The organism is Rhizobium sp. AB2/73 (assembly GCF_020871915.1).
GTDB classification, from domain to species: domain Bacteria; phylum Pseudomonadota; class Alphaproteobacteria; order Rhizobiales; family Rhizobiaceae; genus Rhizobium; species Rhizobium dioscoreae.
This window is the reverse complement of record NZ_CP067071.1, coordinates 1,425,035-1,450,300: the sequence shown is the minus strand read 5'-3', so window position 1 is coordinate 1,450,300 and position 25,266 is coordinate 1,425,035. Positions and strand designations below refer to the sequence as shown.

Genomic DNA, 25,266 nt, shown 5'->3' with positions numbered 1-25,266 from the left:
TGTCTCTCACGACATTACTTTGCGGCGAGGCCGGGAATGGTGATCTGAAACACCTGGAACATGGTGTCGACATCGGCACCGCTTTCATCCTTGTAGGCGGCTCCGACCTGGAAACCGTCCTGGGTGATGAAGTCGTTGTCATTGGCAACGAACAGGAAGTAGTCGTCGGGCAGCTTCGGGTCCTGAACGCTGACGATCGACATAGCCTCCCACTTTTCCGAGAGGTTGTTGCGGTCGTTCGGCGCGCCATTGTGCAGACCGAAGCGCGCAAGATCAGCGCTGTCGTTGATGTCGATAAACTGGCTGAGGACAGCCGGCTTGACGGAGGGATCAAGAACTCCCTTTGGCGCGACAGCCGTGTCGCCGTCGAACTTGCCGCCGGCAATATCGGTGGCAGCGGACACATCGACTGCAACGATGCTGCGATAGAGCGATTTATCGCCCTTCTGGCCATAGCCATTGTTGCTGTCGCGCGCCAGCATCAGGAAGCTTGTCGGTGAGAGCGCCACGATTTCGCTTTGCGCGGCGACGGCCGTCTTGCCTTTGTCATTGGTAAAGACCGGGAGAGGCACGACATATTCGTGCACCAGTTTCAGATGGTCGAGATCGGCAGCATCATAGACCAGGGCGCGTGTATTCTGCCTGGTAGAGCTGGAATCGCCACCATCCTGGCGGGTCGCGGACTGCAGCACGACGATCAGGAACTTGCCGTCCGGCGTCAGGGACATCCCCTCGAAGCCCTGATTATTTTGACGCCCGCTGGTTGGATCCTTCGGATCGGGCGCGGCTTCACCGGGACCGGGATTATTTGAGGAGAAATTCACGGCGCCGTGGCGCATCGGCAGAAACGCCGCCGGCGGTGCGGTGGCCGAGATCATGCGCCCATCCGCCGAAAAGCGATAGATGTAAGGACCGTATTCGTCACTGATGAACATCGAACCGTCGGGCAGCCGAGCAATAGCTTCGTTATCGAGCGAGATCTTGCCGTTCGGTGCTTGCGGCAAAAGCGGCATGCCGCCTTCTGCCTGGCGAACGCCGTTGGCGGGGTCGAGCCCGGTGGTTTCGTTGCCCTTGTTGTCTTTCAAAAGCAGAGTATCCGCGAGCTTGGCTTCGACGCCCGACTGTTCCTGGCCGGCCGACGGCGTCGCGCCGGGAGCGACCGGAGTCAGCTTGATATCGATGGTGTTGAGACGCCCGCGATAATCGGTGGTGCCGGCGACATTATAGCCGCGGTCCGGCAGCAGCCAGAGCGAACCCTTATAGGTGCCGTCGGCATTGCGGACCCAGCTCTTGGTGTCGATCGACATTCCCGAACCGGAACCGAAGGTCTCGCCGAACTTGTCGCGCAGATTGGCGGGGATACGACCGACCGCGACACGTCCCTTGTTGACGAGCGTCACGCCTTGGACTGCGATGGAATTATCGGCAAGCGCCGCGACTGGTGCAGAAAAAACAAATGCTGCCAGCGCGGCCGACAACAGCGGCAAGCTCTTCGAATGCATATATTTCAAGACAATATCCTCCAGTGAAAATACGTATGGAGACAATGAGATCCATCTCCGACCCGCTCTCAAGCCGCGCCGAAAAACAACAGCCGGGGTCGAAACTCCGAATGTTCGATGATGCGATGCATCCGATTGCCTGTCCCGTAGGACGATCTAAGGCGTCAATATGATAGAGACATGACAGCTCGCGCGATACGCGAGGCCAGGCAATCTACGACAGGAACGGGAGTGTTTCTAAGTCAGCGATTTTATCGGAACTGGCCGGGGCAGCCCCTTTGCCGCGACGAGCTCTTCCTTGTATTCGGGCGATACAAGTCCGCCCGAGATCAGCAGTTTGGCGCCATCCTCCGGGCTCATGTCGAGCACCGTGATCTTTTCGCGTGGAACGAAAACCAGAAAGCCGGCCGTGGGCACAGGTGTCGGCGGCAGAAAGACCGCAACCATGTCCTGACCCATGGCATTGAATTTCGAAGCAATCTCACCCTTGGCATCGGTCGATATGAATACCATGGACCAGAGGCCTGGGCTTGGATATTCGATCAGCCCGACCTTCTTGAAGGATGTGCCCTGCTCTTTCAACACAGTCTCGAAGATCTGTTTGACGCTCTTATAGATGGTCCGCACCAGCGGCACGCGGTTGACGATCGACTCCCCGAAGCGGACGATGCTCTGGCCGATCAGGTTCTTGGCGAGGAAACCGACGATCGTGATGAAGATCATCGCGATCACCAGACCGGTCCCCGGAACGGCGAAGTTCAGATAGCTTTCAGGATCGTAGCGCGCGGGAATATAGGGGCGAACCCAGCTATCGGCCCAATGAACGACGGACCAGGTCAGCCAGAGCGTGATGGCGATCGGTGCGCAGATAATCAGGCCGGCCAGGAAATTGTTTCTGATCCGCGTCGTCACGGACATCTTGATGAGTTTTTCAGTCATTCGCCGCTCGAAAACTCCGTTCCGCCGCCTACCGCTACCCGGCAAATCCTCCCCACCACCTCAGTATGGGAATCGTGCCAGAAATCAGCGCGGCATACAACCCGCCAGCTGCGTCCGCGAGCCGAACAAACGTCCAGCTCACGACGACGTGACGGCAAATGCGGGACGGAAGTTGTCCTATTCCACGGTGACCGATTTGGCGAGATTGCGCGGCTGATCGACGTCCGTGCCCATGAAGACAGCCGTATGATAGGCAAGCAATTGAATCGGCAGCGAGAATATGATCGGCGCGATGATCTCATCAACGACGGGCAAGGTGATTGTCGCCATGGTCGGCAACGTCGAAGCTGCCGCGCCAAGCTCATCGGTGATGAAGATGATTCGGCCGCCGCGCGCCGCCACTTCCTGCATGTTGGAAACGGTCTTGTCAAAGAAGCGGTCATGCGGAGCAATGACGATGACGGGCATATTCTCGTCGATCAGCGCGATCGGTCCGTGCTTCAATTCGCCGGCCGCATAGCCTTCGGCGTGGATATAAGAGATTTCCTTCAGCTTCAGCGCGCCTTCCATGGCGAGCGGGAAGCTGGTGCCACGCCCGAGATAGAGCACATCCTTGAACTTCGAGATTTCGCGCGACAGGCTTTCCATCTGCGGCTGGATGATATTCAGAACATGCGCCATGATACGCGGCATCTCGACGAGATGGCGCACCATTTCCTGTTCATCCTTGGCGCTGACCGTACCGCGAGCGACGCCCGCTCCGATCGCGAGCGACGCAAGAACCGCAAGCTGGCAGGTGAAAGCCTTCGTCGATGCGACGCCAATCTCGGGACCAGCCAGGATCGGAAACACCGCGTCGGATTCACGCGCGATGGTCGATTCCCTGACGTTGACCACGGCGCCGATCTTCAGGCCGTTGTCCCGGCAATAGCGCAGCGAAGCCAAGGTATCCGCGGTTTCGCCGGATTGTGAAATGAACAGCGCCGCCTGCGACGGCGACAAGGGCATTTCGCGATAGCGGAATTCGGAGGCCACGTCGATTTCGACCGGCAGGCGCGCATAGCGCTCGAACCAGTATTTGCCGATCAGGCCGGCAAGATAGGCGGTGCCGCAGGCAGAAATAGCCAGACCGGATACGCCGCCGAAATCTATGGCCGAGACATCCGGGCGCACGCGATGGCTGGCGAAATCGACGTAATGGCTCAGCGCATGGGAGATGACCTCCGGCTGTTCGTAGATTTCCTTTTCCATGAAGTGACGGTGATTGCCCTTGTCGACCACGTAGGCGGTCGCTTGGGAAATCTGCCGCGGCCGGTTCACTTCGTTGCCGCTGAAATCGAGAATGGTCGCGCCGGCATGGCTAACGATGGCGCAGTCACCATCGACGAGATAGGTGATTTCGTTGGTGAAAGGCGCAAGTGCGATGGCATCCGAGCCGAGGAACATCTCGCCCTTGCCGTAGCCGACCGCGAGTGGCGGGCCAGAACGCGCCGCCATCAGCGTGCCGGGATCGTTTTGAAACATCACGGCCAATGCGTAGGCGCCCGTCACACGGTTCAGCATTTTGAGCATGGCCGAACGTGCGTCCAGGCCTTCGCGAACGTATTTCGCCAATAGATGAGCGACAACTTCCGTATCCGTCTGCGAGGCAAATTCCTGCCCTTCGGCCTTCAGCTCTTCGCGCAGCTCGGAGAAGTTCTCGATAATGCCGTTGTGGACGACAGCAACACCTTCGACGAAATGCGGATGAGCATTGGTTTCATTCGGAACGCCGTGGGTTGCCCAGCGCGTATGCGCAATGCCGGTCGTGCCTGGCAAAGGATCCGACTCGAGACGCTTTTCCAGATTGAAGAGCTTTCCCTCCGCGCGGCGGCGATCCATCACGCCGTCATGGATCGTCGCAACTCCGGCCGAATCATAGCCGCGATACTCGAGGCGCCGCAGCGCATCCACCAGGCGCTCCGCCACAGGCTTCGTTCCGACGATCCCCACAATACCGCACATACAGCTCTCCGTCTGGCCTCAGATATGAAGGCAAGTCCTAATCATTCCTGCGATTTTCTCAATTGCCGTCACGGTCACTTTCGATTTCTGACCGTTACGTCGATACGCGAGTTTTAGTGGCCGCCCTTCTTCGCTGCCTTGATGGCAAGAGCTCGCTCGCGGATTGCCTTGGCCCGCTCCGGCTTTATTTCCTGGCGAGCCCGGCCAAAAGCCAGCGCATCGGCCGGAACATCATCGGTGATGACACTGCCGGAAGCAATATATGCGCCGTTGCCGATGCGGATGGGCGCGACCAGCGATGAGTTGGACCCAACGAAAGCATTGGCGCCGATATGCGTCTCATGCTTGTTGACCCCATCATAGTTGCAGGTGATCGTGCCAGCGCCGATATTGCTGCCGGCGCCGATCGTCGCATCGCCGATGTAGGTCAGATGATTGACCTTGGCACCCTCGCCGATCTTGCCGTTCTTGACCTCGCAGAAATTGCCGACCTTGGCACCGCCGGCGAGATCCGCGCCCGGACGCAGCCGCGCAAAGGGCCCGACCGTCGCGCCGGCGCTGACATGGGCGCCCTCAATATGCGAGAAGGCATGGATGACCGCGCCCCCCTCGATCACCGCGCCAGGACCGAAGACGACATTCGGTTCGATCAACGCATCCTGGCCGATCACGGTGTCATAGGCGAGGAACACGGTTTCTGGCGCGACCATGGTCACGCCCGACAGCATAAGCTCCTGCCGGCGCCGCTCCTGCCAGAGGCGCTCGATGAAGGCGAGCTCGGCCCGGTTGTTGCAGCCGGTCATTTCGACCTCGGGCGCATCGACCGCAACGGCACGGCCGCCCAGCGAGCGGGCGATCTCGACGAGATCGGTGAGATAATATTCGCCCTTGGCGTTGTTGTTGCCGATGCGGTCGAGAAGCTCCAGCGCCTTGCGGCCATTGATCGCCATCAGCCCGCTATTGCACCACTTTATCGCCAGTTCGGCATCGGTGGCGTCCTTGGCTTCTCGAATGGCGATCAGTTCGCCATCCTTGACCAGCAAACGGCCATAGACATTGGGATGCTCCGTATGAAAGCCGATGACGACGATGTCATTGCCATCGGCCAATCCCTGGCGGGCCGCACGAAGCGGCACATCGGTCAGCAGAGGGACATCACCATAGGCAACGATAATATCGTCATATCCGCGGGCAATCGCCTCGCGCGCCGCCAACACGGCATGACCCGTGCCGAGCCGCTCCTTCTGCAGATAGGATTCGACGGTAATATCGCCGATCGATGCTGCGGCGCTGACCTCATCCGCATCGCGCCCGACCACCAGAGCCGCCGCTGAAATTCCGGTCCTGGCGATCGCCTCCATGACATGGGCGATCATCGGACGCCCGGCAATCGGGTGCAGGACCTTCGACATCGACGACTTCATGCGGGTACTGTCGCCGGCGGCGAGGATGATGGCGAGGCAGCTGCGTTCCATTTCAAGCTCCGAGATATACGGTCAAGCGCCGCCCGGGGACCGGGCGACTCCCCTCATATCAACAAGTCGAGCGATGAACTACGGCGAAATTGAAGGCGGCATTCAGGCTTCGGCAAGAGCCTCGAAAGCTTCGAGAACATGTTGGCGCCCGTCGATGATCACGAACTCCATCGCCTTATGGGCCGAAAGGCCGTCACGCGCCGCTATCGCGTCCACTATAGCCATATGCGTATCCGCAATATTGGCGAAGCCATTGGTTGAAGGCGGTGCGCTCATGCGGAACATGCCGACGAGTGCAGCTTCGATAAGTCCGCCCAGCGATCGCATGAATGGGTTCTGCGAAGCCTCCGTAATTGCCAGGTGGAAATGCAGATCGGCGACCGCGAGACTATCGGAGGTATGATGCGGCGCTGCCATGGCAGCGGCTAGACTGCGAAGCAGTTCGATGTCCTCTCGACTGGCCCTTTCCGCCACGAGGCTTGCGGCAAAAGGCTCGAATGCCATGCGTATATCGTAAAGATGGAGAAGGAACTCCTTGTTGACGCCGCTTTCGAAATGCCAGTTGAGCACCTCGTTGTCGAACATGTTCCAATGGATCTTCTCGGTGACGCGCGTGCCCACGCGCGCACGCGGCACCACAAGCCCCTTTGCGGCCAAAGTCTTCATACTCTCGCGCAGGACCGTGCGCGATACCTTGAATCGTTGCAGAAGCTCGCTGTCGCCGGGAAGAATGCTTCCGATCGGAAACGCGCCGGAGACGATCGCCTTGCCCAGCTCATCGACCACCTGAGCGTGGCTCGTGCGCGATTTTCCCTCTGATTTTCCGGTCTCAAGCAATCGGTCGCGCAAGCGCTCTGTCCCTCCCTCAGGCATATCGTCGATTCAAGCGGGAGAGCAGCAGAAGTCCCTTCTGCATCAGAATAAAGGCAAACAGCAACAAGCCGATCAATATCTTCGTCCACCAGCTGGAAAGCGTTCCATCGAAGGTGATGTAGGTCTGAATCAAGCCCTGTATGAGAATTCCGATGAGTGTTCCTCCGACGAACCCCGCTCCTCCCGTCAGCAGCGTTCCGCCTATAACCACGGCAGCGATCGCATCGAGTTCGACGCCGACCGTGGCAAGCGAATATCCCGCCGAGGTATAAATGGAAAAAACGATTCCGGATAGACCGGCAAGAAAGCCGGACAGAGCGTAGATCTGGATCGTCGTTCTTCCCACCGGCACGCCCATCAGCTCCGCGGTCTGCGCACCCCCACCCAGCGCGTAGACATTGGCACCGAAACGGGTGCGATGCGCCAGCACGATGCCGCCGGCAAAGACGAGCAGCATGAGACCGCCGATCAAAGTCAGCCGGCCGCCGCCGGGCATCAGCCAATAGAGATCATTGAGCTGAGAGTAGAAATCATGCTCTACCGGAATGCTGTCGATCGACAGCACGAAGGCGATGCCCCGCGCCAGGAACATGCCGGCCAGCGTCACGATAAAGGGCGGCATGCTGAGATAGTGGATGATGGCGCCCATGCCGGCGCCAAAAATTGTCGTGATCACAAGAACCAGAGCGAAAGCGATCAGGGGATGGACCGTGGTATCGCGAAGAATGATCGCCAGGAACACGCCGGTAAAGGCAATGACCGATCCGATGGACAGATCAATTCCGCCGGAGATGATGACGAATGTCATGCCGACAGCTGCGATACCGAGAAAGGCATTATCGGTCAAAAGGTTGCCGACCACGCGCGTCGACAGCATGTTGGGATACTGTGTCACGCAGCCGGCATAAGCCAGAATGAAAATGACGATGGTCGCAAGCAGCGGGAGATATTTCGAATTCACTTTGCCTGCTCCTTTTGCACCATCTGCCCCTCGCCGCGCCGGCGCCAGAAGAATGCGGTTGCGGACTGCATGGCGGGGGATTGGATGACCAGAATGACGATAACGATGATCGCCTTGATCACCAGATTGAACTCCGGCGGGAAGCCGGAGAGCAGGATGCCCGTATTGACCGATTGAATGATCATCGCGCCGATCAGCGAACCGACAATGCTGAAACGGCCGCCAAGCAGCGAATTGCCGCCGACCACGACCGCAAGGATCGCGTCCAGCTCAAGCCACAGACCGGCATTGTTGGCGTCCGCACCCTTGATATCGGCCGTGACGATGATGCCGGCGATGGAGGCACAAAGGCCGCTCAATGCGTAAACCGCAATCAGCAGGACCGGGGTCCGGATACCGGACAAGGTGCTTGCCCGGCGATTGATGCCGATGGCTTCGACCAGCATTCCGAGAGCCGTACGCCGCACTAGAGCGATCACCAGAAGCGCAGCGACAAGCCAGATCACGACAGGCATCGGCAGGGCGGCGAAGGAGCCGCTGCCAAGGAAGATCAGTCCATCGTTGTTGAAGGTGAGGATCGCACCCTCAGTGATCAATTGCGCAATGCCCCGCCCTGCCACCATCAGCACCAGGGTCGCGATGATGGGCTGGATATCGAGTATGGCGACGAGGAATCCGTTCCAGAGGCCACAGGCCAGACCGATGCCGATCGTCAACAGCAGCGTATAGGAAAGCGAGTAGCCGGCAACGATCGAGGAGGCCGCGACAGCACCGCAAATCGCGATGACCGCCCCGACGGACAGATCGATTCCTTTCGTGGCAATGACGAGCGTCATGCCGATGGCGAGCAGCGCTACCGGCGCACCGCGATTGAGTACGTCTACCAAGCTTCCGTAGAGCCTTCCATTCTGAACCTCCAGATGAAAGAAATGCGGGAACATGATGAAATTCAACAGAAGAATAACCGCGAGTGCAATGAGCTGAGGCATCAGCCGAAGCAAGGAGGTTTTGATTGGCGAGCTCATGCGTCCTCCCGCGTCTTTTGAGCCGTGGCGATAACCTCGACGATATTTCCGGCCGTTATCTCACTGCCGGTCAACTCAGCAATATGTTCGCGGTCGCGCAGGACGATGACTCGCGAACTATAGGCGACAAGCTCCTCGAGCTCGGACGAAATGACCACCAGGGACATTCCCTGCCGGCAAAGATCCTCGATCAATCGGATGATTTCCGCGTGGGCACCGACATCGATGCCGCGCGTCGGTTCATCCAGGATGAGGAAGCTCGGATTGGTCGCCAGCCAGCGCGCAAGAATCGCCTTTTGCTGGTTACCACCTGAAAGGAGCCTGATCGGCTTTTCCCGGTCGGTCGTGCGGATATCCAGCGCCTTGATGTAGCGATCGGCGATGGCGTTCTGCTCGCTGCGCGGCAAGGGCCTTGCCCAGCCCCGCCTTGCTTGCAGCGCCATGACGATATTTTCGCGAATGGAGAGATCACCGATGATCCCGTCGGTCTTGCGGTCTTCCGGACAAAAGCCGAAGCCACTCTTGATCGCGGCGCGCGGACTGGAAAGTGCAATGGGCTTGCCTTCGATCTTCGCCTCGCCGCTGTCGGCGCGCTCGACGCCGAAGAGCACTTCGGCGGTCTCCGTCCGCCCCGACCCGAGCAGGCCGGCAATGCCGACGACTTCGCCGACGCGCACCTCCATGTCGAAAGGCTTGATCTTGCCGCGCTTGCCGAAATTCGTGAAGTGATATTTGACCGGGCCGCTTTCCGTCTCGCTCTGCTTGATCGTGCTTTCAGTCTCGGCGAGTTCGCGGCCGAGCATCATGGCGATCAGGGTCTGCCGCGGAAGACCGTCCGCCTCGCGCGTGCCGACCAGCCGGCCGTTGCGGAGAACAGTGATGCGATCGCAGATTTCGTAAACCTGCTCCAGAAAATGCGTGATGAAGACAATTCCCAGTCCGCGCTGTTTCAATCGCCTGACGATACCGAACAGCATTTCGACTTCATGCGTATCCAGGCTCGCGGTGGGCTCATCGAGAATGAGGACCTTGCCGGAGAGATCGACCGCGCGGGCGATGGCGATCACCTGCTGAATGGCGACTGAAAAACGATCGAGCTGGCGGCCGACGTCGATATCCAGACCATATTGCGACAGCAGATCTCTCGCCATCTTATTCATGACGCGGCTGCTGACCATACCGAACCGCCGCGGCTGGCGACCAAGAAACAGGTTTTCCGCCACGCTCAGATTGGGCAGCAGGTTCACTTCCTGGTAGACGGTTCCAATACCGAGCTTCTGAGCGGCAAGCGTATCATGCGGATCGATCTCGGCCCCGTCGAGAACCAGAGTGCCCGCATCGCGGCGATAGGCGCCGGTCATGCATTTGATCAAGGTCGATTTTCCGGCACCGTTTTCACCGAGCAGCGCGTGAACCTCGCCGCGCATCAATGTGAAATCGACATGATCGAGAGCGGTCGAACCAGGGAAATATTTACAAAAACCTGTCGCCGTCAGAAGTCGCTCTACATCGTGAGCCATGAAGCGCGAATTTCCTTGGAATGAATAAAATTGCGAAAGCGATAGCCGGCGCATTCGACGAGTGCGCCGGCATCTTGCACACGATATCGCACCGGCGCGGCATTGCCGATCCGGTGCGATGGGCTTTCGTCTTAGTAGCCGAGGTCCTTCTTCTGCTCGTAGACCTTCTGCGGATCATCGGCCTGGGTATAGAGCTTGGATTCCGTCTGGATCCACTTCGGCGGCTCTTTCTTGGTCTTCAGGTAGGCGTCGAGTGCATCGAAGGCCGGACCAGCCATGTTCGGCGTCAGCTCCACGGTTGCGTTGGCTTCACCGGCAGCCATGGCCTTGAAGAGATCCGGAACCGAATCGATCGACACGGTCAGGATGTCCTTGCCCGGCTTCAGGCCGGCTTCCTTGATCGCCTGAATGGCGCCGACGGCCATATCGTCGTTATGAGCGTAGAGCGCGCAGATATCCTTGCCGCCGTTTTCAGCCTTCAGGAAGCTTTCCATGACTTCCTTGCCCTTGGCGCGGGTGAAATCGCCGGTCTGGCTGCGAACGATCTTCAGGTTGTCATGACCCTTGATGGCTTCCTCAAAGCCCTTCTTGCGAGCGATGGCCGGCGAGGAACCGGTCGTGCCCTGCAACTCGACGATATTGCACTTCTTGTCGCCGACTGTCTTCACGAGCCAGTCGCCGGCAACCTTGCCTTCATGAACCAGGTCAGACGTGACAGCCGTCAGATAAAGGTCCTTCGGCGCGGCGACCGTGCGGTCAAGCAGGATGACCGGGATCTTTGCTTCCTTGGCTTCCTTCAGAACGGCATCCCAGCCGGTTTCGACGACGGGCGCCAGCAGGATCGCATCGACGCCTTGCGCGATGAAGGACCGGATCGCCTTGATCTGGTTTTCCTGCTTCTGCTGCGCGTCAGCGAATTTCAGGTCGATGCCGCGCTTCTTGGCTTCCTGCTTGGTCAACGTGGTCTCTGCCGCGCGCCAGCCAGACTCCGAACCAATTTGCGAGAAGCCGACAACCAGGTCTTTAGCCGACGCCGACGTAAACATGCAGGCAGCGAGAATCGTAGCACTAACGAGTGCGGTCTTAAACTTCATGATTATCTCCCAAAGGCCATCTCCTCAGGCCCACTGTCAAAAAAATCATATAGTAATACTTTTGTAAATCGACATTCGATGATGCAGCGCAACAAAAAAGGGCGCCCGAGGCGCCCTTTTCTCAACTTTAACTATTGGATGGAACTTACTTCGAAGCCGGCAGCTTGTCGTCCACGCCTTCGATGTAGAAATTCATGCCGAGCAGCGTGCCGTCGTCAGCCTTTTCACCGGCCTTCAGCCAGGGCGTGCCGTCCTGCTTGTTGATCGGGCCGGTGAAGGGCGCGAGCTCGCCGGATTTGATCTTGGCTTCGGTTTCCTGGGCCATCTTCTTCACGTCGTCGGGCATGTTCGTATAGTCCGCCATCTTCAGGATGCCGTCCTTCAGCCCGTCCCAGCTCTGTTCGGACTTCCACGTGCCATCGAGCAGCGCATGAACGCGCTTGGAGTAGTAGTTGCCCCAGGTATCGACGATCGCCGTCAGCTGCGCCTTCGGGCCAGCCTTGATCATGTCGGAGGCCTGGCCGAAAGCATGGATGCCGCGCTCTTCAGCCACCTGCATCGGCGCCGTCGTATCGGTGTGCTGCGTCAGGATATCGACGCCCTGGTCGACCATGGCCTTGGCGGCATCAGCTTCCTTGCCGGGATCGAACCAGGTGTTGACCCATACGACCTTCAGCTTGAAGCTCGGATCGATCGAACGGGCGCCTTGCTCGAAGGAGTTGATGCCCATGACGACTTCCGGGATCGGGAAGGACGCGATGTAAGCGGCACCATGATTCTTCGACATCTTGGCGGCGATCTGGCCGAGGATATAGCGGCCTTCATAGAAGCGCGAGTTGTAGGTCGCGAGATTCGGGCCGCTCTTGAAGCCGGTTGCATGCTCGAACTTTACCTTCGGGAACTTGGCGGCAACCTTGACAGTCGCATCCATGAAGCCGAACGAGGTGGAGAAGATCAGCGAGCAGCCGGAGCGTGCGAGACGCTCGATGGCGCGCTCGGCGTCCGGGCCTTCCGGTACGTTTTCGAGATAAGGCGTCTCGATCTTGTTGCCGAATTCCTTCTGGATCTGCTGACGGCCGAGATCATGCGCCTGCGAATAGCCGCCGTCCGTGTGCGAACCGACATAGACAAAGCAGACCTTGGTCGGTGCTGCTTCAGCAGCGGCAGCGAAACCAACGATGGCGGCGGCTGTCGTTGTGAGGGCGAGTGCTAGCTTTTTCATGGTTACCCCTACTGGTTTGACATGTTTTGCAGAAATCCGTCCGGTCGTTGCAATTAGCGCTCCGGAACGAAGGCCTTGCCGAGCGACGCTGGCGTGTTGATCAAGGTCGCGCGGCGATTTTGAGAGATGATGACGAGAACCACAATAGTCGACGCATAGGGCAGCATCGACAGGAATTGCGAGGGAATGCCGACGCCGAAGCCCTGCGCATGGAATTGCAGGATCGTTACGGCGCCGAAGAGATAACCGCCGGCCATGACGCGCATCGGCCGCCAGGAGGCAAAGACGACCAATGCCAGTGTCACCCAGCCGCGGCCGGCCGACATGTTCTCCACCCACTGCGGCGTGTAGACCAGCGAGAGCTGCGCGCCGGCAAGCCCGGCGCAGGCACCGCCGAACATGACGGCGAGATAGCGCGTGCGGATGACGTCGATGCCGAGCGCATGGGCCGAGCCATGGCTGTCGCCGACAGCACGCAGCTTCAGGCCGGCGCGGCTGCGGAAGAGGAACCAATTCACGCCGATCAGCAGCGCGATCGAGAGATAGAAGGTCAGGTCCTGCTTGAACAGCACCGAGCCGATCAGCGGAATATCCGACAGGAACGGGAAGACGATCTCGTGCAGCTGCACGCCCGGCACACTGACATAACCTTCGCCGATCATGCCGGAAAGGCCGAGTCCGAGGATGGTCAGAGCCAAGCCGGTCGCGACCTGGTTCGTGACTAGCGTCAGCGTGAGAAAGCCGAACAGCAGCGAAAAGAGCGCACCGGCAACAATGCCGCTCAGCAGGCCGACATAGGGCGACCCACTCATCTGGGCTCCGACGAATGCGGCGACGGCGCCGATAATCATCATGCCTTCGACGCCGAGATTGAGAACGCCCGAGCGCTCCACCACCAGCTCGCCCAGGCCGGCAATGACAAGCGGCGTCGATGCGGTGATGATCGTCAAAAGGATCGCTTCGAAAACGCTCATGCCGCACCTCCACGGACCCGCGACCAGATCACACGGATTTTGTAATAGATCAGTGTGTCGCAGGAGAGCACGAAAAACAGCAAGAGGCCCTGGAAAACGCTGGCCGCCTTGGCTGATATCCCCGGCGACAATTGCGCGGCTTCACCGCCGAGATAGGTCAGCGCCAATACGAGACCGGAGAGAATGGCTCCAAGCGGATTGAGGCGCGCAAGAAAGGCGACGATGATGGCGGTGAAACCGTAACCCGGCGAGATCGCCGGCTGCAGATGGCCGATGGAACCGGAAACTTCGGATATGCCGGCCAAGCCCGAGAGCGCTCCCGAAACGAGGAAGGCGAACCAGACCATTTTCCGCGAGGAAAAACCGGCAAAGCGCCCTGCCCGCGCCGACTGGCCGAGCACGCTTATCTCAAAGCCTTTCAGCGTATATTTCATAACGAACCAGGCAAGGATCGCCGCGATCACGGCAAAGACGATGCCCCAATGCGCCCGACCGGAATCCTCCCAGATCGCAGGCAGGACGGCTTCCGGCGGAAAGTCGATGCTCTGGGGGAAGTTATGGCCCTGCGGATCGCGCCACGGCCCGCGCGACAACCAATCTAGGAAGAGTTGCGCGATATAGACAAGCATCAGGCTCGTCAGGATCTCATTGGTATTGAAATGAGCCTTCAGCAGCGCAGGAATGGCGGCATAGAGCGCACCGCCGATGGCGCCGGCGATCAGCATCAAAGGCAGGATCATCGGCGAATGCCAATCAGTGAAGACGATCGGGATGAATGATCCGGCGATCGCGCCCATCGTGAACTGGCCTTCGGCACCGATATTCCAATTGTTGGAACGGTAGCAGAGGCAAAGGCCGACGGCGATCAGGATCAGCGGCCCGGCCTTGATCGCCAGTTCGTGCAGCGACCACACTTCCAGCAGAGGCTCGACAAAGAAGGCGTCGAGCGCCTCGACGGGATCCTTGCCCATGACGGCGAACATGATGGTGCCTGCGATCAGCGCCAATGCGAGAGCAAGCAGGGGTGAAAGCAAACCGAACAGTTTCGAGACCTGCGGGCGCTTTTCAAGTTCAATGCGCATGTGCAGGCTCCGAATGCGTCTTCGATTCATGCAGCCCGCCCATCAGCAGGCCAATCTTTTCGCGCGTCAACTCGCCGGCGGGATAGGACGGCGACAGCCGCCCTTCCGAAATGACGGCAATATCGGTCGCGACTTCAAAAATCTCATCCAGATCCTGGCTGATGACGAGCACGGCCGAGCCATCGCGGGCGAGATCGACCAGTGCCTGGCGGATGCGGCTTGCGGCGCCGGCATCGACGCCCCAGGTCGGCTGATTGACAACGAGAACGCTTGGCTGGCGATCCAGTTCGCGGCCGACGATGAACTTCTGCAGATTGCCGCCGGACAAGGCGCCGGCAGCCGGATCCTCGCCGCTCTTGCGCACATCCATCGCCTCGCAGATGCGCTTCGTCGCCTGCTTGACCGCGCCGTGCCTGATGACGTTGAAGAAGCCACCCCCCAGGAACGATTTGCGATCCGACTGATGCCGGGCGAGCACGAGGTTATCCGACAGCTTCAATGCGGATACCGCGGCATGACCGTGGCGTTCCTCCGGCACGAAACCCGCGCCGATCAGCCGCCGCGCATTAATGCCCTTGGTGCCGACGGACTTGCCGCGCAGTTGGACGAGATCATCCGCTGCGACCGTGTATTCGCCGGAAATGACATCGAACAATTCGCCCTGGCCGTTACCGGCAACCCCGGCAATCGCCAGGATCTCGCCGGCGCGCACACGCAGGGAAACGTCCTTGAGAGCCATTGCAAACGGGGTTCGTGCCGGTGCCGAAAGACCCGCAATCTCCAGGAGAATATCTCCCTTAGCACCGAGGCCCTCGTGCTGCACGCTGGCGACATCGTTGCCGACCATCATACGAGCGAGCGAACCGGTCGTTTCCTGCCGCGGATCGCAGGCACCCGTAACTTTGCCATGGCGCAGGACGGTGGCGCGCGAACAGATGCGCTGCACCTCCTCCAGCCGATGGCTGATGTAGAGCACCGAGCGCCCCTCGTCCCTCAGCTTGAACAGGGTCTCGAAGAGACGATCGGCTTCCTGCGGTGTCAAAACGGAGGTTGGCTCGTCAAGAATGATCAGTTTGGGGTTTTGCAGAAGCGCCCGCACGATCTCGATGCGCTGGCGTTCGCCAACCGAAAGATCGGCGACATGCGCATTCGGATCGAGCGGCAAGCCATAGGCGTGAGAGAGCTTTGCGGCTTCCTCGGAAATTTTTGCGAGCGGGATATTGCTGTCGAGCGAGAGCGCTATATTTTCCGCGACAGTCAGCGCTTCGAACAAAGAAAAATGCTGAAACACCATGCCGATGCCGAGCTTGCGCGCAGTGCCCGGCGCGTCGATCGATACAGGTTGCCCTTGCCAGACAATCTGCCCATGCGACGGTTCGAGCACGCCGAACAGCATCTTGACGAGCGTGGATTTCCCTGCGCCGTTTTCTCCGAGGAGAGCGTGAATTTCTCCCGGCTGGATTTCAAGATCGATTTCGTTGCAAGCAGTAAAACTGCCGAACAGTTTCGTCAGTTTGCGAACCGACAATAGTGCACCGGTTGCCGGCGCATCGGATGACGACACGTTCCCCTCATTTCCTTCCCACCGTCCTGCCCTTTACGGATCTATGGGATCAGTAGTGTAGTTCCACTCGTTTTCCTGGCTTCCAAATCCGCGTGCGCGCGCCCTGCATCAACAAGCGGATAAGTTTGATGAATATTGATACGCACTTTGCTGCTTTGCACAACAGCAAATAACGCCTTTGCACTGGCTCTCAACTCCTCAGCTGTGCCGACATAGGCAAAAAGGCTCGGCCGCGTGGCAAAGAGCGAGCCCTTCTGATTGAGGATGGCGAGATTGAAATTCTCGATCGGACCGGAAGATTGACCGAAGGTGACCCACATACCGCGCGGCTTCAGGCAATCGAGTGACCGCGGGAAAGTATCCTTGCCCACCGAGTCGTAGACGACGTCGACCCCCTTGCCGCCGGTAATCTCGCGGACGCGCTCGGCAAAATTCTCCTTGCTGTAGTCGATGACGTGATCGTAGCCGTGCGCTAGCGCTAGTTCGACCTTTTCGGCGGAACCGGCAGTGCCGATGACGGTTTCGGCGCCGAGAGCCTTGGCCCATTGGCCGGCAATCAGGCCAACACCGCCTGCAGCCGCATGAAACAACAGCGTCGTTCCAGGACCAACCTTGAAGGTGCGGTTCAGCAGATACTCGGCCGTCATGCCCTTCAGCATCATCGATGCCGCGGTTTCAAGCGTGATATCATCGGGCACTTTGACCAGATGCCGGGTCTCAATGTTGCGTTCGATGCTGTAGGCGCCATCGCTGCCGGCATAGGCAACGCGATCGCCGACGGCAAAATCGGTTACGCCAGGCCCGACTTCGGTGATCGTCCCCGCAGCTTCCTTACCGAGCGGCAATGGAAATTGAGGCGCCTTGTAAAGGCCGGAGCGAAAGTAGACGTCGATGAAGTTGAGGCCGATCGCGGCGTGGCGAAGCTGCACTTCGCCCGAGCCGGGAGGCGGCAGATCCACCTCCTCCAGCTTCATGACCTCCGGACCGCCATTTTCATGGATACGGATAGCTTTGGTCTTCTTCATGATGCGCAATCCTTATTGACGTCCGAGGGACGGAAAAAACTGCAGCACGGCACCGATGCAATAAAGATAAATGCCGCTGATGATGAAGAGAGCAACGGCCCATTGCGGCATGACGAAATGCATCAGCAGCGAATAGATGCCAAGCGCCGACCAGAAGAGAAATATGCCAAGGTTCAGCGGCCGCAAGCGCTTGACCCGCACGGGATGCAGAAAATTGATCGGCAGGAAGGTCAGGACGACGGAAACGCCGACGAGGATCATGGCTGTCGTGGCGCTGGCGCCGATGACGAAAAGGGTGAAGATCACCATGTTCCAGACGACCGGAAAACCGGAGAAGAAATATTCGTCCGTCTTCATGCCGGTATCGGCATAATAGATGGCACTGGAAACCACGATCATGCCGGCCGCGACAAACGACCAGGGCTCGCCGATCATGCCGCTCTCATAGAGCGCGAAGGCCGGCAGGAGTACGTAGGTCACGTAATCGATGATGTTATCGAGCGTGTCGCCGGACCAGTTCGGCAGCACTTCCTTGACTCGGACCTTGCGCGCGATAGGCCCGTCTATGCCATCGACCAGCAGCGCCAGGCCAAGCCACCAGAACATATCGACGAAGCGATGTTCCGACGCCGCGACGACACCGAGAAAGGCGAGAAACGATCCGGATGCCGTCAGTATATGAACGGAGAACGCACGCATCTCCGCATAAGGCACCCGCTTGTAATTGAAGATTTTCATCCGCCCCACGACTCGTCAGCTTATTCACCTGCCCCGGCAGGCGGTTTTTCTCGCTAATATGCATCCTTTGGTCGGCATCGCCAGCGCAAAAGCGTTCATTGCGGCACGCTAGCGCGACTTACTGTCATTTTCACCCGTTGCGATGTTTCATCCCATGGATTTCAACAGGCTAAGCGCTTATTTTCAGAACCAAAGGCAATTGAGGCATCGATATGAAGCAGATTGAAGTGGCCGTTATCGGCGGTGGACTCGCCGGCATGATCACGGCTTTCGCGCTGGCACGCGGCGGAAGATCCGTCGCCCTTGTCGCGGCGCCGCACAACAAGGCCGACAAGCGGACGACGGCGCTGATGGATCAGTCGATCCGCTTTCTGGAACGCCTGACGCTGTGGGACAGGATCGCACCTTCGGCCGCGCCGCTGACAACGATGCGCATCATAGACGGCACATCGCGACTGTTACGGGCGCCGACCGTCTCGTTCCGATCGTCCGAAATCGGCCTGGATGCCTTCGGCTACAATATTCCGAATTCCGTGTTGCTCGACAATCTCAGCCAAGCCATCGAAGCGGAAGGCAATGTCAGCCGCATCGAAGCCACGGCTTCCGAGATCACCTTCGGCGATGATGGCGTATCGATTACCCTCGACAATGGCGATTCGATTGATGCGGCATTCGTCGTCGGCGCGGACGGCCGCAATTCGATGGTGCGAGAGACGCTCGGAATCAAGACCAAGGGCTGGTCCTATCCGCAATCGGCAATGGTTCTGAATTTTTCGCATAGCCTGCCGCATCAGAATATTTCCACCGAATTCCATACCGAAAGCGGCCCCTTTACACAGGTGCCTCTGCCCGGCCGGCGCTCCAGCCTCGTCTGGGTTCAGAAGCCGGCCGAAGCGGCAGCCAATGCAGAGAAGTCGCTCGAAGAACTCGGCCGGCTGGTCGAGGAGCGGATGCAATCGATGCTCGGCCAAGTCACGATCGAAGACAGCGTGCAGGTCTGGCCCCTTTCAGGCATGACAGCCTATCGCTTCGGCAAGGGTCGAGCCGCGCTGATCGGCGAAGCAGCCCACGTCTTCCCCCCAATCGGCGCGCAAGGCCTCAATCTCAGCCTTCGCGATATCCTGGCGCTGACAGATATTCTCTGCACGCGGGGGGACCAGCCGATCCCGGCCACATCGGGCGATAGTTTCGACCGCAAGAGACGTGCTGACATCATCAGCCGCACGGCAAGCGTCGATCTTCTCAATCGTTCGCTGCTGTCGGACTTCCTGCCGGTACAGATGCTGCGCGCGGCAGGCCTGCATGTGCTTTCGGCCATTGCTCCGCTGCGCAACATCGTCATGCGCGAGGGTATCGAACCGGGTGGCGGCCTGCGCAATTTTTCGTCGGCATTACGGGAAAAGCTGCGCCGGTAAGCTGCCGGATTTTATCAGATAGAGCACCAGCGAAACCGTCACCACGGAACAGGCCGTGGTGATCAGGATGGTAGCGGAGGCCCGCTCCTGCCAGACACCATATTGCTGGCCGATGACGAAGACGTTCGTTGCCGTCGGCAACGCCGCCAGCAATACGGCCGCCTCGATCCAGATCGGATCGAAGCCGCCGACAGCTTGCAGGACGACATAGACGGCCAATGGATGCAGGATGAGCTTTGCCGGCACGATATAGCCGATCTCGACTGGAACCCGCTTCAGCGGACGCAGCGCGAGCGTTACCCCCATGGCGAATAGTGCACAAGGCGCAGCCGCTTGCGCGAGATAATTGACAAATTGCTCGAGGGCGATCGGTTGATGCAGCGATAACGCAGCTACGACGAAACCCAGCGCTGTCGACAGGATGAAAGGGTGCAGCAGTACCTTCCGGGCGATATCGGCAGCAACGCGCCATGGAGAGCGCTTGTCGCCGCCTTCCAGCGCCATTAGGGCGGGCGCGACGATGAAATGCAGTGCGTTTTCAAAGCACACGATCAGCGCTACCGGAACCGCGGCTCTTTCGCCGAGCGCCAGTAGCGCAAGCCCCGGCCCCATATAGCCGATATTGCCATAGGCGCCGGCAAAGGCCTGGATGGTGCTGTCGGCAAGCGAATTGCGGCGCAGGAAATGGCCGATCAGGAACAGCAGCAGGAAAATCGAGTAAGTCGCGGCGATATCGGTGGCGATGAAGTCGATCCGAGTCAGCTGTTCGATCGGCGTCTGCGAAACGAGCCTGAAGAACAGGGCCGGCAATGCTGCGTAGATAATGAACGTATTCAGCCAGCCGAGCGCTTCTGCCGGCTGCTTCGTAATGCGCGCGGCGACGTAACCGATCAGGATCAAGCCGAAGAAAGGCAGCAGCAGACCAACAATATCAGCCATGGGTGTCAGCCATCGGGCATGTTCCACTTGCCGGGAAAAAGAAGGCGGAAGGTATCGCCCGACTTAGCCGATTTTCATCAGGATTGGAAAGGTCTGCTGAAACCAGATCGCCATGTCACTCACATAGCCGAAGATGAAAGCCAGACCTGTTAGCACCAGAAGCCCGCCCATGATCTTTTCGACCGTGCCGAGATGGCGGCGGAAGCGGGAGAGAAAGCCCATGAAGGCGCCGGAAAAGCCGGCGGCGATCCAGAAGGGAATGGCAAGCCCGAGCGAATAGACGGCAAGCAGGCCCGCACCGGCGCCGACCGTTTCACGCGAGGCGGCAATGCCGAGGATGGCGCCGAGAACGGGGCCGATGCAAGGTGTCCAGCCGAAAGCAAAGGCGAGGCCCATGACATAGGCGCCCGTCAGCGTCGCCGGCTTGCCGCCGCTCTGGAAGCGCGCCTCCCGCGCCAGAAGGCCGATGCGGAAGACGCCGAGGAAGTTCAGCCCCATGATGACGATGATCAAACCGCCGATCTTGGCAAGAATATCAAGGTGCTGGCGCAAAAGCATGCCGATTGAAGAGGCACCGGCACCCAGCGCGACGAATACGGTGGCGAATCCCAAGGTGAAGAACAATGCCGACATCAGCACATTGCCGCGAACGCTCGGGCCGGGAACACTCGCGCCTCCCGCTACCGCTGCACCGCCTCCGCGAAACTGCTCGACCGAAATTCCCGCCATGTAGCAGAGATAGGGTGGCACGAGCGGCAGCACGCAGGGTGAAAGAAACGAAAGCGCTCCGGCGAGCAAGGCACTCAGAAGCGAGATATCGGTAAGCGACACGATGGACTCCGGCTATGTCATTCCGATTCTTTCCTAATGGCGCGGGTAGCGGAAAGCCAATCACCTTTTCGAGCGGGCTTGGCATCTTGCCTTAAAGTTGACGGAATTGGGCTACGCGCAGCCATGCGCAAGATCGCGGTTTTCCCCGGATTTTCCGGGCGTGATCAAGGGTCTCGGAGCCGGCTGATGAACGAATTGCTTTTGTAAAAATATTGGTTCAAGCTGTTGATGTTCGTCGAACAACGTACATTCCACCCCAGCTACTCAGCGGAGGAAAAGCCCCCATGCGTATTGCTACTATGTTCACGACTGCAGCCTTTGTCGCACTCTTCAGCGTAAGTGCAATGGCACAAACGGCGACCACCCCCAGCACGACCACAACACCCCCCAGCACGACCACAACAACCCCGAGCGCAACGACGTCGACCCCGTCGACGACAAATACGATGAAGCCGAAGGCGACAAAGCCTGCCCAAACCGCCGTTTCAAAGGCATGTTCGGCTCAGGCTGACGCCAAGGGTCTGCATGGAAAGGCACGTGCCAAGTTCCGAAGCGATTGCAAGAAGAACGGCGGCAAGGCCTAAAACTCGTTTCATTCTCGAATCGTGGTCAACTTTGCCGTCCAGCTGGCGGTAGAGTTGGCCATTGCGGCGCTCCCATCAAATAACCCGACGGAAAGACCGAGCTGCGGCATCTGAACGCTGTTTGCTTTCGACGATCGTTTGTACTGCGATCCTTTAGTCGGACATATCCTGTTGTTCTCGACGAATTCCGGACGGAAAACCGTTGGCACCTTTTCTAAGATGACGTTGCAGGCTGGCGCCATTGATGCCGGCCGGCGCGAGTGTGCGTTATCTGGACATCACCCGCTCACTGTATCGATTGCGGGCTTGGCTCTCTCGCAGCCGTAGCAACGTTCTGCAATAAACGAGACAAACGCGGGAAACCGGCTGACATTACATTCCACCCCCACCCGGTCAAATCCATAGACGGAGCAGGAAGTTGAGACCCGCCATAAACCCTCCCCCTTCGGAAGCAGCATCACAGACTAACTATCTGACAGCCTGTCTTTTCGCCCTGGAACCTTCCATCGAGAGCGTGGTTGCTGCGGAGATGAAATCAGGCTGGAAGCGCGAATATGTTCTTCTTGCCATCATGGCCATCGCGCTGAACGACGGCAGCACAAACCGATCGTCACCTAAGTCGTTGCATTCATGAATGATGGAGAATGAAGTCGGTGACGCAAACAGCAACGTCGCTACCGAAACGGTGATCGCCTCGCAATCGTCGCTGCGCTACTTTTGCCGGACTGCACGATCATCTTTCCATGAGAAACGGCGCATGACGCGCACGAGCAGCCATCCGACATCGGTGTATCGCTCATCCGTCCCTAGGACTCATGCGTCCCGAGGCTTGCGCTCTTTCGTCACCAGATCGACTTTACCCTCGGCAAGCCTGTTGCGGGGATCGGCAACGAGGGAAGCCTCGTCCTTTTCTTTATTCAGCCGGTCGTCCTTGCGGATCTCGCTATGCTGTATTTTCGCCAAGGCTTGCTTCTTCTCACGTCCGCCATGCGATTCACTTTGTCGATCCTGTGCCAAGATGCGCCTCCTGTCTTTTGAAAAGGGAACTCGCTTGATGCGATTAGGTTCCGATGGAAATAGCGACACCATCATAGTCGGCGATCCCCCATCCGACTTCCAAGCGAATTTGGGAGGATTTTCGTCTTGGAAGCGGTAAAGCGCCACCTCACTGTACTTTTAGCGACAGATAATATAACAATGCGACGGTAGACGTGAAACGAATCATGAATTTCATGCGTTTAAGCTTCACTGCCATGTGAGGAAGCTGATCATGACGTTGGTCGAACGGAGGAAGCTCGCGCGGCTCGTTATGTTGAGACTGCTACCGATCTTCGGTGGCCTCACCGCGGTTGCGGTCGTTGCACTTTCCACAATCGCATAATCCCGCGATCGCACTCATAGTCCCGCAATCGCATAGGTATTGGCCACGGAACATGCTTGGGCCTTGCTCGACCATAAGCGATCGCCGATCTCAGGGTGCTCTTAATGTTTCGCCTGTCCAAAGGTCAGGAGCAGTCGGTGCTGTCGACTGAAAATGAATAGTCCCTACCCTTCAGCTGATAGATGTAATTCGCCAAAGATGCTTCGCCGGAACTGAACTTCGGCAACAGGAAGTCGCAGAGGTCGGTGAGCTGTGCGGATTTGACGAGAGGCGGATCGAAATCGTCATCATCGTCGTCAAGATCGTAAAAATAGCTATAGATATGATCGGTGAGATCTATCTTCGTCAGTGTGGTCCTTTGATCGATCTTCTTAGGTAAATCCTTGTTGGCGAAGATCACCGGATAGCGCTCCGAAAGGAAGGGAACCACTAACCGCTCGGTCACCGGTGTGGTCATCGCGATTCCTAAAAGCGGCAGCAGCCTCAAGGCTATCGGAAGCCTCCTGCCCGCGATCAATCCGGCCAACAGTCCCAAGGATACCAGCAACCCACAAACGGTTGCATAAATCTCCCATAGTGACAGCTCTGCCACGAATTCCATCATTCGCCTGTCGTCTTCACCAACAATCTCATTGATGAAGCTATGGTACTACCAAATCGAGATTCGTCACCAGCCAATTCCGGCCAAATCTCATCAACAACCTGTGCGTTATGCCTGGAAAACGAAAGCACGTCGCGAGCCGAGGCCAACAATCCATGAGGTTTGGCAATGCAGAAACGACTGCGAAGGCTGCCGGGCCGTATGGCCTTCGGCTCGCCTCATGAGCGATCTAATGAACCAGCTTCGCCACCTCGGGGACCGTTTGGATCGCGCTCTCGTGCCGCCCGGAAGTCAAGCCGATGATTACAGCAACTGCGGCGACCATTATGTAAATAATCGTCCCTTTCGGCTTTCGATCCGATAAGCAACGCCTCGTCGACTCTAATGAACGCGGATGGTCAGACATCTTGATCCTTCGGTATTAAGAGCGCTCATTTAGTAGATCAGCGGCGCCAGATAAATATCTCGATTCGCGCATCTCCCCTGCAGGCAGCGAATACCGGGCTATTCTTACGTCTGGGTTGCACGGCAAAATTGGCTGTTCCTGTCTGTGTGCCGCATCTGGCCAGGTGCTTTATCCGCGTAACGTCACTGGAAAATCGAGCAATACAAAAGCCCGCGACCTTGGTCCTAGGGACGTTCGGTTACCTATCTCTTCGGTATGGACCCAAAAGGCGATGGTGAGAGCGATGGGATTCGAACCCATGACCTACTGATTAAAAGTCAGTTGCTCTACCGACTGAGCTACGCTCTCCCTCTCCGCAGGCAGAAGCTGCTCCGGTTGGAAGTGCGCGGAACATATGCAGACGCCCTATTGTGGTCAACCCATAAAATTGTGGTTGCGAGCGACCGAAGATGCTTTTCCTCAGCTGGCTGCCACGAAATGACGGCATCGAGCCGAAGAAGTCGCCTGCTATTAAGGAAAATCAGAAATTCGACACCGTGGTTGGATGAGCTCCAACAAGGCAAACGATTCTCACCGACCCAAACAGCCGTAACAATTTCCCATAATAATCAGGGTTGCAATGAACGGATCGATCGGTTCGCCATCCGCAACGGTTGGGGTGCGAATCGTTTTTGGTGTATATCAGTTATTGTTAACAACCTGTCGGGCCCTCAGGAGGTTCTTTTATGGAAGACGCAAACGTCGGTTGGATTGCAGCAATTATCATCGGCGGCCTAGCTGGCTGGTTCGCCGAGATGATCATGAAAAGCAACACGGGCATAATCATGAACATCATCCTCGGCATCGTCGGCGCGCTCGTTGCCAGCTGGCTGTTCCGTGCTGTCGGCATCGCGCTACCGTTCAATGTATGGCTGAACTACCTGATTACGGGTTTCATCGGCGCCTGCATTCTTATTTTCGTGGGTCGACTGATCAGACGTTAACGGCGTATCGGGCAAGGTACGCCTAAATCGGGAAGAGGAAAAAAGGGAAGGCGGTTTGTCCGCCTTCCCTTTTTTATTGCACGAGCTTCGGCGGAAAGCGGCCCTTTAGTGGAGATGCGTTGACTTTC

22 protein-coding genes and 1 tRNA gene are annotated in these 25,266 nt (G+C 58.2%); 3 read left to right on the top strand and 20 right to left on the bottom strand.

Annotated features, from left to right (window positions below; all coding sequences use genetic code 11):
* Nucleotides 1-14 precede the first annotated feature (14 nt).
* The 15 genes from I8E17_RS07305 to pcsA form a co-directional block, all read right to left on the bottom strand.
* Entirely contained in the window at nt 15-1,502 is a 1,488-nt protein-coding gene (locus I8E17_RS07305) for an esterase-like activity of phytase family protein (protein ID WP_229002108.1), read from the bottom strand.
* A 237-nt stretch (nt 1,503-1,739) separates the two neighbouring features.
* Nucleotides 1,740-2,441: a DUF502 domain-containing protein gene (locus tag I8E17_RS07300; protein WP_069612147.1), complete on the bottom strand. Its 702-nt coding sequence runs from the start codon at nt 2,439-2,441 to the stop codon at nt 1,740-1,742.
* Nucleotides 2,442-2,618: 177 nt separating this feature from the next.
* Entirely contained in the window at nt 2,619-4,445 is a 1,827-nt protein-coding gene (glmS, locus tag I8E17_RS07295; protein ID WP_069612146.1) for a glutamine--fructose-6-phosphate transaminase (isomerizing), read from the bottom strand.
* A 113-nt stretch (nt 4,446-4,558) separates the two neighbouring features.
* On the bottom strand, nt 4,559-5,920 hold the full coding sequence (gene glmU / locus I8E17_RS07290) for a bifunctional UDP-N-acetylglucosamine diphosphorylase/glucosamine-1-phosphate N-acetyltransferase GlmU (protein ID WP_069612145.1): 1,362 nt from the start codon (nt 5,918-5,920) through the stop codon (nt 4,559-4,561).
* Nucleotides 5,921-6,022: 102 nt separating this feature from the next.
* The gene (locus tag I8E17_RS07285; RefSeq protein WP_069612144.1) at nt 6,023-6,769 is read right to left on the bottom strand and encodes a FadR/GntR family transcriptional regulator; all 747 of its coding nucleotides are present in this window, start codon (nt 6,767-6,769) and stop codon (nt 6,023-6,025) included.
* A gap of 16 nt (nt 6,770-6,785) precedes the next feature.
* The gene (gene yjfF, locus I8E17_RS07280; RefSeq protein ID WP_069612143.1) at nt 6,786-7,754 is read right to left on the bottom strand and encodes a galactofuranose ABC transporter, permease protein YjfF; all 969 of its coding nucleotides are present in this window, start codon (nt 7,752-7,754) and stop codon (nt 6,786-6,788) included.
* Entirely contained in the window at nt 7,751-8,779 is a 1,029-nt protein-coding gene (locus I8E17_RS07275; protein WP_113366756.1) for an ABC transporter permease, read from the bottom strand. Before I8E17_RS07275 ends, yjfF begins: the two co-directional genes overlap by 4 nt.
* Nucleotides 8,776-10,299 (bottom strand): galactofuranose ABC transporter, ATP-binding protein YtfR, encoded by a 1,524-nt coding sequence (ytfR, locus tag I8E17_RS07270; RefSeq protein WP_069612141.1) that lies wholly within the window; start codon nt 10,297-10,299, stop codon nt 8,776-8,778. Before ytfR ends, I8E17_RS07275 begins: the two co-directional genes overlap by 4 nt.
* A gap of 131 nt (nt 10,300-10,430) precedes the next feature.
* Nucleotides 10,431-11,393 (bottom strand): galactofuranose ABC transporter, galactofuranose-binding protein YtfQ, encoded by a 963-nt coding sequence (ytfQ, locus tag I8E17_RS07265; RefSeq protein ID WP_069612140.1) that lies wholly within the window; start codon nt 11,391-11,393, stop codon nt 10,431-10,433.
* 145 nt (nt 11,394-11,538) lie between these two features.
* Nucleotides 11,539-12,615, bottom strand: coding sequence for a BMP family ABC transporter substrate-binding protein (locus tag I8E17_RS07260; protein WP_069612139.1), 1,077 nt, complete (start codon nt 12,613-12,615; stop codon nt 11,539-11,541).
* 53 nt (nt 12,616-12,668) lie between these two features.
* A complete protein-coding gene (locus tag I8E17_RS07255; protein WP_069612138.1) occupies nt 12,669-13,589 on the bottom strand; it encodes an ABC transporter permease in 921 nt (306 codons plus the stop codon).
* A complete protein-coding gene (locus I8E17_RS07250) occupies nt 13,586-14,671 on the bottom strand; it encodes an ABC transporter permease (RefSeq protein WP_069612137.1) in 1,086 nt (361 codons plus the stop codon). Before I8E17_RS07250 ends, I8E17_RS07255 begins: the two co-directional genes overlap by 4 nt.
* On the bottom strand, nt 14,661-16,235 hold the full coding sequence (locus I8E17_RS07245) for an ABC transporter ATP-binding protein (RefSeq protein ID WP_069612136.1): 1,575 nt from the start codon (nt 16,233-16,235) through the stop codon (nt 14,661-14,663). Before I8E17_RS07245 ends, I8E17_RS07250 begins: the two co-directional genes overlap by 11 nt.
* Nucleotides 16,236-16,276: 41 nt before the next feature.
* On the bottom strand, nt 16,277-17,260 hold the full coding sequence (locus I8E17_RS07240; RefSeq protein ID WP_069612135.1) for a quinone oxidoreductase: 984 nt from the start codon (nt 17,258-17,260) through the stop codon (nt 16,277-16,279).
* 12 nt (nt 17,261-17,272) lie between these two features.
* Nucleotides 17,273-17,998 (bottom strand): phosphatidylcholine synthase, encoded by a 726-nt coding sequence (pcsA, locus tag I8E17_RS07235; RefSeq protein ID WP_069612134.1) that lies wholly within the window; start codon nt 17,996-17,998, stop codon nt 17,273-17,275.
* A gap of 212 nt (nt 17,999-18,210) precedes the next feature.
* Between pcsA and I8E17_RS07230 the strand changes: the two genes are divergently transcribed.
* Nucleotides 18,211-19,413: a UbiH/UbiF family hydroxylase gene (locus I8E17_RS07230; protein ID WP_069612133.1), complete on the top strand. Its 1,203-nt coding sequence runs from the start codon at nt 18,211-18,213 to the stop codon at nt 19,411-19,413.
* Here I8E17_RS07230 and I8E17_RS07225 read toward each other — a convergent pair.
* Nucleotides 19,390-20,352, bottom strand: a complete 963-nt coding sequence (locus I8E17_RS07225) for an AEC family transporter (protein ID WP_069612132.1) — start codon at nt 20,350-20,352, stop codon at nt 19,390-19,392. The genes I8E17_RS07230 and I8E17_RS07225 overlap by 24 nt on opposite strands.
* 63 nt (nt 20,353-20,415) lie before the next feature.
* Nucleotides 20,416-21,183, bottom strand: coding sequence for a cytochrome c biogenesis CcdA family protein (locus tag I8E17_RS07220; RefSeq protein WP_069612131.1), 768 nt, complete (start codon nt 21,181-21,183; stop codon nt 20,416-20,418).
* Nucleotides 21,184-21,467: 284 nt separating this feature from the next.
* Here I8E17_RS07220 and I8E17_RS07215 point away from each other — a divergent pair, with 284 nt between their 5' ends.
* The gene (locus tag I8E17_RS07215) at nt 21,468-21,767 is read left to right on the top strand and encodes a PsiF family protein (RefSeq protein WP_219510734.1); all 300 of its coding nucleotides are present in this window, start codon (nt 21,468-21,470) and stop codon (nt 21,765-21,767) included.
* An 813-nt stretch (nt 21,768-22,580) separates the two neighbouring features.
* Here I8E17_RS07215 and I8E17_RS07210 read toward each other — a convergent pair.
* The 3 genes from I8E17_RS07210 to I8E17_RS07200 all read right to left on the bottom strand — a co-directional run bounded on the left by I8E17_RS07210 (nt 22,581) and on the right by I8E17_RS07200 (nt 24,503).
* Entirely contained in the window at nt 22,581-22,859 is a 279-nt protein-coding gene (locus I8E17_RS07210; RefSeq protein ID WP_069612129.1) for a hypothetical protein, read from the bottom strand.
* 413 nt (nt 22,860-23,272) lie between these two features.
* Nucleotides 23,273-23,752, bottom strand: coding sequence for a hypothetical protein (locus tag I8E17_RS07205; protein WP_112721342.1), 480 nt, complete (start codon nt 23,750-23,752; stop codon nt 23,273-23,275).
* 675 nt (nt 23,753-24,427) lie between these two features.
* Nucleotides 24,428-24,503, bottom strand: a tRNA-Lys gene (locus I8E17_RS07200).
* Nucleotides 24,504-24,880: 377 nt separating this feature from the next.
* On the opposite strand from I8E17_RS07200, the gene I8E17_RS07195 reads away from it, so the two are divergent.
* Nucleotides 24,881-25,138 (top strand): GlsB/YeaQ/YmgE family stress response membrane protein, encoded by a 258-nt coding sequence (locus I8E17_RS07195; RefSeq protein ID WP_069612128.1) that lies wholly within the window; start codon nt 24,881-24,883, stop codon nt 25,136-25,138.
* Nucleotides 25,139-25,266 lie beyond the last annotated feature (128 nt).